The organism is Halomonas sp. BC04, from assembly GCF_000568385.1.
This window is the reverse complement of the sequence record NZ_AZQX01000061.1, coordinates 1-9075: the sequence shown is the minus strand read 5'-3', so window position 1 is coordinate 9075 and position 9075 is coordinate 1. Positions and strand designations below refer to the sequence as shown.

Sequence of the window (9075 nt, the reverse complement as noted above, 5' to 3'; positions counted from 1 at the left end):
GACGACGATCGTCGGCGGGCGCGCCAGCAGGCCGGCCAGGCCGAACTGGAAGCGGCGCGCAAGGAGCATCACCGCTGGGGATGCATCAGCGAGCTGATCGGCTCCGCCGACGGCAAGGCTTTCCGCCGCATCGCCCAGGCCTACAATCTGGAGCTGCTGCTCGATCAAGCCAACGCCCACCTGGCCAACCTCGCACCGCGCTATCGCTTGGCACGCGGTGGCAGCCCGCTGGGCATGCTGGTCATCGACCATGACATGGGCGACGAACAGCGATCCGCCCACTCGCTCTCCGGCGGCGAGACCTTTCTCGTCTCACTGGCACTGGCCCTGGGCCTGGCCTCCATGGCCTCCGGCAACCTGGTGATCGAGTCGCTGTTCATCGACGAAGGCTTCGGCAGCCTCGACCCGCAGTCGCTGGCACTGGCCATGGACGCTCTGGACGGCCTGCAGGCCCAGGGCCGAAAGGTCGGAGTGATCTCGCACATTCAGGAGATGCACGAACGCATACCGGTACAGATCAAGGTGGAGCCGCTGGGGAATGGCGCCAGCCGGGCAAGGTTGGTGAGCCTGTAGCAGATCGCAAGTTATGCGGAATGGAGTGCCTCGCTTGGCTATCCTGCATGAGTCACGGCAAACTCGAGGGAGAGCATCATGAAGGGATTTGCGTTGCAGTGTGTGCGCTACCTGGGCCTGGTGGTGGTGCTGGCAATTGCCGGCCAGGCGCTGGCAGCCGACGTCCACTGGCCGCGAATGACCGAATCGGCGGACGGCGTGCCGATTGCCTACGAGGTGCAGGGCAGCGGCGAGCCGACTCTGGTCTTCATCCATGGCTGGAGCTGCGACGGGCGCTACTGGCGCGGGCAGGTGCCGTATTTTTCGCGGAGCCATCGCGTGGTGACGGTCGATCTTGCGGGACACGGGCATTCTGGCCTGGGGCGTGACGACTACACCATGCCGGCCTTCGGGGAGGATGTGAAGGCGGTACTGGAGGACCTGGATGTGGAGCAGGCGATCCTCATCGGGCACTCCATGGGCGGACCGGTCAGCGTGGAAGCGGCGCGCCTGATGCCGGAACGCGTCATCGGGATCGTGGGCGTCGACACCTTCCACCATGTGGCCTCGGAAATCAGCCAGGAGCAGCGCGACGGGATGCTGGAGCCGCTCCAGGAGGACTTTGCACCGGCCGCACGCCAGTTCGTGGCGTCGATGTTCATCGAGAGCACCGATCCTGAGCTGCGCGACTGGGTCATGCATGACATGGCGGCCGCTCCGCCGGAGGTGGCCACCAGCGCCATGGAAGACATGCTGGCGCGGCATGCCGACGGTGAAGCGGCGCGGCATTTCGAGGAACTGACGATACCGGTGGTGACGATCAACGCCGACCTGTGGCCGACCGACATCGAAGCCAACCGGCAGCTGCTGCCGGAATTCGACGCCGTGATCATGGAAGAGACCGACCACTTCCTGCACATGGCCAAGCCGGAGGCCTTCAACCGTGAGCTGGAACGGATGATCGGCACGCCACCATGACGGTCCACACCGACAGGGACTCACACTATTGAGCGGATCGACTCATACAGCGTCGTCGTCTTCGAGGGCCCCACCGTGGGTATCGATGATGGCGCTATGACACTCGACCTCGAACCACTCATCGAAGCGTTTCAGGCTGAGTTTCGGCCAAAGCGCCGGATCGGTATACCATGCCTCCAGCTCCGACTCGAACAGGTTGCGCCAGTTGGCCTTGACCCACTGCCTGACCTTCGTCGGCGATGCGGATACCTCATCGCCGACCAGATAGACGGTGCGGTCACGATTGACCTCTTCAGCCGTTATTGCCCTGCCACTTGGCGCGGGGTCGGCATCGTTGATCCACTGCACGGCAGGAGCTTTGTAACGCAGCAGTAGAGCCGCTCGATTAAGCATGGATGCTCCTCACCTAGCACGCAGGTTTTCCAGTTCCGCGGCACGCTGCGCCGGGCCTGATTAAAATAGCGTCGTGCCTTATTTTACGATACGCCTGAAATTAAAATAAAACTTGGCGATATGTTAACTTCACGCCTCTCCGAGGCGGCCATCGACCTTGAGCCCCTGGCCCTGTTGCCTTCGATGCACAGGTTAAGGGAAAGCTCCCGCACTGTGGGGTCGAGCCCCACGACATTCTAGACAACCTCACGTGCGGGCCAGCATATTCATGATCAGCCGGATCATGGTCTCCTTATTGGACGGATCGGACTCGGCAATGAGTAGCGTCAGCGCCGCCAGGCCCACGTCGTTCACCACCACCTCGCCATGCTCGTTAAGCAATCGGTCGTTGTGATACAGGAAGTCGACGAAGAGGTAGGCGGCACTTCGCTTGTTGCCATCAGCGAAGTGGGGTGGCCATCAGCTCGACCTTGAGCGAGGTCAGCGCCGTGCGAGCCTCTTCCACGGTTGGCAGCTGTCCGCCGGCCTGAGCGTGAGGTTCGGTCAACAGCCCCTCATCATAGCGCTGTAGCAGCAGGAAAGTCTGGGCATAGCGGGTAACGATATCGATCAGGCCTCGACCGCTGGAAGTATCGAGGGCCGGACTGCCGGCTGTCTTGCGCACCAGGGCCATGGCGGCCTCCAGCTCGCGAGCATTCTCTTCGAAACGTTGGCGGCTCAGCGTCCAGCCTGAGTGAGATGCTCACGCAGCACTCGGGTGGCCCATATTCTGAAGCGCGTTGCCCGTGCGGAGCTGACCCGGTATCCGACCGAGATAACCGCATCCAGGCTATAGTGTTTGCGCTTGCGTTTAACCTCTCTCTGCCCTTCATACTGAACTTGTAAGAAATCCTTACAAGTTGCCTCCTCTATCAGCTCACCAGCTTCGTAAACGTTTTTCAGGTGCATGGTGATGTTCTGAGGCTTGACGTCGAACAGATCAGCCATTTGTGCCTGCGTCAGCCAGACCGTCTCATGCACGGCATCCAGCCGCACCTCGACCTCTTGGTCGGCCTCCTGATAGATGATGATGGGCGTCTGGTTCCCGGTGCTCATGTATCGTCCCTATCGCTCTCGACCAAGTAGCCCCCAGTGAGTCATGGATCCTTGCCATGCAGACACCACGAGCGTCGCTGACGGCCGCTAGAATCGTGCGCCAATGCTACGCTGCGGCGCCAGTGGGTGCCATACGCCTCTGGCCGAAAGGAGCCATGCCGGCGTGTCGAAACAGTGCCTTATTTTAAGTTACGGCCGAAATTAAAATAAGCGGCAGGCTTGTTTTACGAATTCGCTCCCGTCATGCACCAACCTGGTACGGGATGATCTCGTTGCGATCCGCTGTCATCAGCGAGACCAGCTTGGGGTGCACGAAGAGCTTCTCGCGCCCAGCGCGGATTTCCTTGAGCACGCCGATGTCACACAGCTGCTGCAGATAACTGGAGGCGGTCTGCCGCCTGGCGATGTCACGCTCCACCAGGTTGTTGATGCGGCAGTAGGGTTGCTCGAAGATCACCTGCACCAGTTCATGGCTGTAGACCCTGGGCAGCTGCTGCTGGATATAGCGTGTCGTGTCTTCGATCAGCGTGCGAGTCGCCGCAATCTTGTCGGCGGTCCAGCGAGCCGTGTACTCCACGGCCTTCAGCATGTACAACAGCCACTCCTGCCATTTCCCCTCCCCGGTCGCTGCAAGCAGCAGGCGATAGTAGTCGGGCTTGTTGAGCACGATGTAGCGACTGAGGTGGAGAATCGGCAGCGACAACAGCTGCTGCTCTATCAGGTAGAGGATGTTCAGTACCCTGCCCGTGCGCCCGTTGCCGTCGGTGAAGGGATGGATCGCTTCGAACTGGTAGTGGGCCACGGCCATCTTGATCAAGGGGTCGACGCCATCCTCCTCGTGCAGGTAGCGCTCCCAGTTGGCCAGTAATCCCCGCAGCACCTCCTCCCCCATGGGCGGGGTGTAGATCACTTCACCGGTGGCCTGATTGGCCAGGGTAGTGCCCGGCACCCGGCGAATCTCCATGTCGACGCCCTTGATGGTGCTGCAGATCTCCACCGCCGTATTGGTGCACAGTGGCCGCCGGGCCAGCTCACGGTAGCCATGGCTCAGCGCAGTGCGATAGCGCAGCGCCTCCTTGGTGGCCGGATCGGCCTGGGTATCCTCTTGGGCGAACTGGAAGAGCCTGTCGGCTGTGGTGACGATGTTCTCGATCTCGGAACTGTCGCGTGCCTCCAGCAGGGGCAGCAGGTTGATGAGCAGCCCCTGGTTCGGCAGCAGCTCGCCCGCCTGCTTCAGCTCCGCCAAGGCCACACGAGCCGGAATGCAGGCCTTCAGCACGGCCGGCGACTCGAGTTCCAGGGCCGGTGGCAACGGCGGCAGGCCATTGTAAGGTTGGTCAGGGCGCCAGCTTATGTTCATTTTTCCCTGAATAATCGACACGTCATCAGCATATGTCGATAGCATCGACATATCCAGAGGACGCGTCGAAAAAAGCACGTTTCTTAAAGATGAGGATTCGTTAGGCCCCTTCAGGTGTGGACAACATATTCATGATCAGCCGGATCATGGTCTCCTTGTTAGCCGGATCGGACTCGGCGATCAGTAGCGTCAGGGCATTAGCTGCCCGCCGGCCGACAAGCTCAGCCATCTGCCGCTGCGTCAGCCAGGCCGCATGGCTATCCCATGAGGTCTCGTAGGCAGCGTGGGTGGCGAAGGCGCCCCCGGCTCATGCTAGGCTGGTGGAATTCCATGATAAGGGACATCAGCATGAACAACGCGGCGACGCTGCTGGAGACGCTGGTGGGCTTTCCCACCGTGTCTCGCAACTCCAACCTGGCGCTGATCGAGTGGGTCGAGGCCTACCTTGACGAGTATGGCGTGCAGCACTGGCGGATCGTCAACGATGACGGCAGCAAGGCCAATCTGCTGGCGCGCCTCGGCCCAGCGGTGGAAGGGGGCGTGGTGCTGTCGGGACATACCGACGTGGTGCCGGTGGATGGGCAGCCGTGGTCTACCGACCCGTTCGAACTCATCGACAAGAATGATGGACGCCTCTACGGGCGCGGCACCTGTGACATGAAGGGTTTCATCGCCTGCGCCCTGGCGGAGGTGCCGAACTGGGTACAGCAAGACCTCACCAAACCGATCTACCTGGCCTTCTCCTATGACGAGGAGGTCGGCTGCCTCGGCGCGCCGCGCATGATCGAGCGACTGATGGCCGACCACCCACGCCCCGCAGCGGTGATCGTCGGCGAGCCCACTCTGATGCAGCCGGTGGTGGCCCACAAGGGGGCCACCAACCTGCGCACCACCGTGACCGGCCGCGCTTCGCACTCCAGCCAGGTCGACCAGGGCGTCTCGGCCATTCATGTGGCCGCGCGGCTGGTGACGAAGATCGAGGACGTGATGGCCGAGCTGCGCGCCGAGGGGCGCATCGACGAGGCCTTCAACGTCGTTCATTCGAGCCTGCACGTGGGCAAGATCGCCGGCGGCACCGCGATCAACATCATGGCCCGCGAGTGTACCTTCGAGTGGGAGATTCGCCACCTGCCCCAGGACCGCTTCGAGGACCTGATCGGCCGCGTGAACGCCTATGCCGCCGAGCTCGAGGCCGAGATGCAGCGCAAGGCCCCCGGGACGAGCATCGTCACCGAGGCCCTCAATGCCACGGTGCCGGCGCTGGCCGACGACAACAATGCCGAGGTGCTCGGCCTGTGTTGCGAGCTGCTCGGCGCAAGACCCAGTGGCGCCGTGGCCTATGCCACCGAGGCCGGGCAGTTCCAGCGCGTGGGGCTACCCACCGTGATCTGCGGACCCGGCAGCATCGCCCAGGCGCACCAGCCCGACGAATACATCGAGATCGAGCAGCTCGCGGCGGGCAGCGAGTTCATGCGGGCGTTGGGCAGGCGACTGCAGGGCCAGCGGGCCTGAGCGATCCCGATCGGTCAAATCCGACTGGCCCCTGGACAAACGGATTCCCAACCGCCTTTGCTGCCAAGAGTCGCTACTATGCCGAAGACCAAGCACAAGCGTAACAGGCCAGCAGCCGCCTCACGGAAACCGCCCTCCCGCGTCGGGAAGGCGCCACGGCGCTTTCGCCCTCGACGTCTGGTGCGTGGCATCCTGATCGCTCTGGCCATCCTTGCCGTGCCAGTGACCTGGCTCATTCTCGAGGAGCGAGAAGCACGCGCGCTGGCCGACCTGAGCGTGATCGGTAGCGGCGAACCGGTGGCGGTGCAGGTCTTTGACCGGGGCTGCCCCGACTGCCGCCGCCTGCGCGACAACGCCGAGCAAGCGCTGAGCAATATCGAACAACCACCGGCCTGGCGCATCGTGGACATCAACACTTCACAGGGGCGTCGGTTCGCCGGTGAGGAACTGGTCGACCACGTCACCATCGTGCTGTTCGACAGACACGGGGAGCGAACCGAAGTGATACGGGGCGTCGTCAGCGTCGAGGAGCTGGAGATCGCCTTCAGCGATCTGGGTAGACGCACGAGACTTCAGCGGGAGCGCTAGGAGCCTGGTTGGTTTACTGCCTGCCGTGACCGTTCCCGGCAGTGATCCGGCAGTGATAGAGTGCCGGGCACGCCGGGCAACCCCAGCCTCTCCAGGTCGACCCAAGTTTCCCCCTCCCCCAGCGTGCCGCTCTCGACATCAATGGGATAGCGCATGCTCTGTCAGCTCTGGCCTCTGCGTGGATACCCCTGAGCTGGAGCCAGCTTGGATCAAGATGCCAGCCACGGGGCTCAGGGCAGCTCGATGCACCGGCCAAGCGAACTGGCGCCGGGTTCGAGCCCCAGAGCATCGGCGGTGCCGGCTAGCACCGCCTGGGCGGCCAGGAAGGCTTCCTGCGGACGCCGCATGCGTATGCTTTCCATCACTTGACGATGGCGCTCCAGGCTCTCCTCGGGGTCACTCGCATTCTCGTTGGACATGGTCACCAACAGGTTGATCGACGGCCTGAGAATATGGGACAGCTGCGCCCAGACGATATTGTGGGTGGCCTTGAAGATCGCCACATGGAAGGCCACATCACACTCGCTGTGCAAGCGCCGCTCCTCCTCGCAGCTGGCATTGCGCAGGTTCTGCCCCAGCCCCTCGAAAGCCTCCTCGATGGCGACCAGGTCGCGCGCGGTGGCACGCCGCGCCGCGGTCATCGCCACGTAGGGCTCGACGTCGAGGCGAAAGGCCAGTATCTCGCGCTGGATGTCCGGATTGGGCGCCGCATAGCGGGACATCCAGTCGGTCACCTGGGGATCGAGGATATGCCACTCGGCATACTCGCGGACCTTGGAACCATGACCGGAGATACGCTCGATGATGCCGACATCGACCAACTGACGCAGGTCGCTGCGTACCGCCGAGCGATTGATGGCGAAGCGCTCGCAAAGGTCCAGTTCCCGGGGCACGAAGTCTCCCGGCTGGTAGCGGCCGGCGAAGATCGCCTCGGCCAGATATTCGGCGATACTGGCGCGGGCCGGTGGCTTGCGTAGAGATGACGTCACAGTGATGAGTTCCTGTTTCGATTCCTGAATATCATAACGCACTCGATCGATCTGCCGGCGCCCGCAGCGCCGGGTCGACACCCGCTCGCAGCCTCAGCTCCAACCGGCGCTCATAGAGCCCCTTGGCAAACAGAGTGCCAAGCACCAGGACGCCGCCGACCAGTGCCATCGGCGCCGGCTGCTCGGAGAGAATCCACCAGGCCAGCAAGGTGCCCACTACCACTTCCAGCAATAGCAGCAGGCCCACTTCGGCGGCGGGTAGATAGAGCGGCCCGCGCTGCAGCAGGGTGACCCCGCAGGGCACGATGACCAGGCACAGCAGGATCACCACGGCGAGCTGGTTCGTTGACGGCAGCGCCGGCTCACTGCCGGCAAGCCAGAATAGTCCGGCGACGCTGCCGACGATGAGGCCGTTGAAGACCAGCATCGGGCTCATGTCGATGCCCGGGCGCGTTCGGCAAAGCGTGAAGTTGATGGCCAGGGTGGTGGCCGCCATCAAGGCGAAGGCATTGCCCACCCAAGAGCCGGCACCTGCGTCGTCCAGGGCGATCATGGCGATACCCGCCATGCATAGCCAGATCGCCAGCCAGGTTCGCCGCGGCAACCGCTCCTTGAGAATCACCCAGGACAGCGCTGCGGCGATCAGCGGCGCACCGGCCAGAATCATCAGCACATTGCCCGCCTTGGTGTACTGGTTACCCAGCACGAAACCGCAGGTGGTCAGGCTGAACAGCAGCGCCACGGCGATACCGGTCCAGCCGCAGCGGCGATAGGCCGCCAGGGTACCCCGGCCATAGCGCACCAGGGCGATCAGCAGGAAGCCCAGTGCCGAGAGAAACCCCCGCCACATCAGGATCTCCGCATCGGGAAGGTCGGCAACCTTGATCAGCAGCGCATCGGGCGCCATGATCAGCGCCCCGCCCCCGGTCAGCAGCAGGCCCTGCTGGCGATGGGACAAGGTGCTGAAGCGGCTCATCTCAGTGATTGTCCCGCGGTGGATGCCGGCGAGCGACGTCACGATACTTGGTCGCCGGCTCCAATGTCATGCCACGATCCAGCGGTTCCACCATGCTGCGCTGGATCTCCTGCCAGGGGGTCTGGTGATCCGGATAGATATAACCACCGCGGGCCTCGAGCCGCTGCCGACGTGCGGCGAGCTCGGCGTCATCCAGCAGCAGCCGTACCTCACCGCGCCGCAGGTCGACGCGTAGCCGATCCCCATTCTCGAGCAGCGCCAGCCCCCCGCCGGTGGCCGCTTCCGGCGCGGCATTGAGGATCGACGGCGAGCCGGAGGTCCCCGACTGGCGCCCATCGCCCAGGCACGGCAGCGACTCGATACCGCGCTGCAACAGGGCCGCTGGCGGCTGCATGTTGACCACTTCTGCACCACCTGGGTGGCCCACCGGGCCGGCACCCCGCATCACCAGGATGGTGCGCTCATCGATGCCGAGCTGCGGGTCGTCGATGCGCGCATGGTAGTCCTCGGAGCCGTCGAACACCGCCACCTTGCCTTCGAAGGCCTCGGGGTCGTCGGGGTCGCTGAGAAAGCGCGCCCGGAAATCCGGCGAGATCACGCTGGTCTTCATCAGCGCCGAGTCGAACAGGTTG

General features: G+C 63.5%; 10 protein-coding genes and 1 pseudogene. 4 read left to right on the top strand and 7 right to left on the bottom strand.

The features are described from left to right. Nucleotides 1-573, top strand: a 573-nt coding sequence (locus Q427_RS04560; RefSeq protein WP_043511429.1) for an SbcC/MukB-like Walker B domain-containing protein, incomplete at its 5' end; no start/stop codon positions are given. 78 nt (nt 574-651) lie between these two features. Further along, a complete protein-coding gene (locus Q427_RS04555; RefSeq protein WP_043511427.1) occupies nt 652-1530 on the top strand; it encodes an alpha/beta fold hydrolase in 879 nt (292 codons plus the stop codon). Nucleotides 1531-1572: 42 nt separating this feature from the next. On the opposite strand, the gene Q427_RS04550 is transcribed toward Q427_RS04555, so the two are convergent. From Q427_RS04550 to fic, 4 genes are all read right to left on the bottom strand, one after another. Continuing rightward, a complete protein-coding gene (locus Q427_RS04550) occupies nt 1573-1923 on the bottom strand; it encodes a hypothetical protein (RefSeq protein ID WP_043511424.1) in 351 nt (116 codons plus the stop codon). A gap of 439 nt (nt 1924-2362) precedes the next feature. Continuing rightward, the gene (locus Q427_RS32000; protein WP_197030508.1) at nt 2363-2596 is read right to left on the bottom strand and encodes a hypothetical protein; all 234 of its coding nucleotides are present in this window, start codon (nt 2594-2596) and stop codon (nt 2363-2365) included. 44 nt (nt 2597-2640) lie between these two features. Next, a complete protein-coding gene (locus tag Q427_RS31995) occupies nt 2641-3018 on the bottom strand; it encodes a virulence RhuM family protein (protein ID WP_197030507.1) in 378 nt (125 codons plus the stop codon). 241 nt (nt 3019-3259) lie between these two features. Next, entirely contained in the window at nt 3260-4378 is a 1119-nt protein-coding gene (gene fic, locus Q427_RS04540) for a protein adenylyltransferase Fic (RefSeq protein ID WP_442905433.1), read from the bottom strand. A 348-nt stretch (nt 4379-4726) separates the two neighbouring features. On the opposite strand from fic, the gene argE reads away from it, so the two are divergent. Continuing rightward, nucleotides 4727-5890: an acetylornithine deacetylase gene (gene argE / locus Q427_RS04535; protein ID WP_043511431.1), complete on the top strand. Its 1164-nt coding sequence runs from the start codon at nt 4727-4729 to the stop codon at nt 5888-5890. A 78-nt stretch (nt 5891-5968) separates the two neighbouring features. Further along, nucleotides 5969-6478 carry a hypothetical protein gene (locus tag Q427_RS04530; protein ID WP_155833458.1) on the top strand — a complete coding sequence of 170 codons (510 nt, stop codon included), beginning with the start codon at nt 5969-5971 and terminating at the stop codon, nt 6476-6478. A 230-nt stretch (nt 6479-6708) separates the two neighbouring features. On the opposite strand, the gene Q427_RS04525 is transcribed toward Q427_RS04530, so the two are convergent. The 3 genes and pseudogenes from Q427_RS04525 to Q427_RS04515 all read right to left on the bottom strand — a co-directional run. After that, a complete protein-coding gene (locus tag Q427_RS04525; RefSeq protein ID WP_043511418.1) occupies nt 6709-7467 on the bottom strand; it encodes a FadR/GntR family transcriptional regulator in 759 nt (252 codons plus the stop codon). 31 nt (nt 7468-7498) lie between these two features. After that, on the bottom strand, nt 7499-8443 hold the full coding sequence (locus Q427_RS04520) for a DMT family transporter (protein ID WP_043511417.1): 945 nt from the start codon (nt 8441-8443) through the stop codon (nt 7499-7501). Between the two features lies 1 nt (nt 8444). Next, nucleotides 8445-9075, bottom strand: a pseudogene (locus Q427_RS04515) (dihydroxy-acid dehydratase domain-containing protein); the annotation flags it as partial.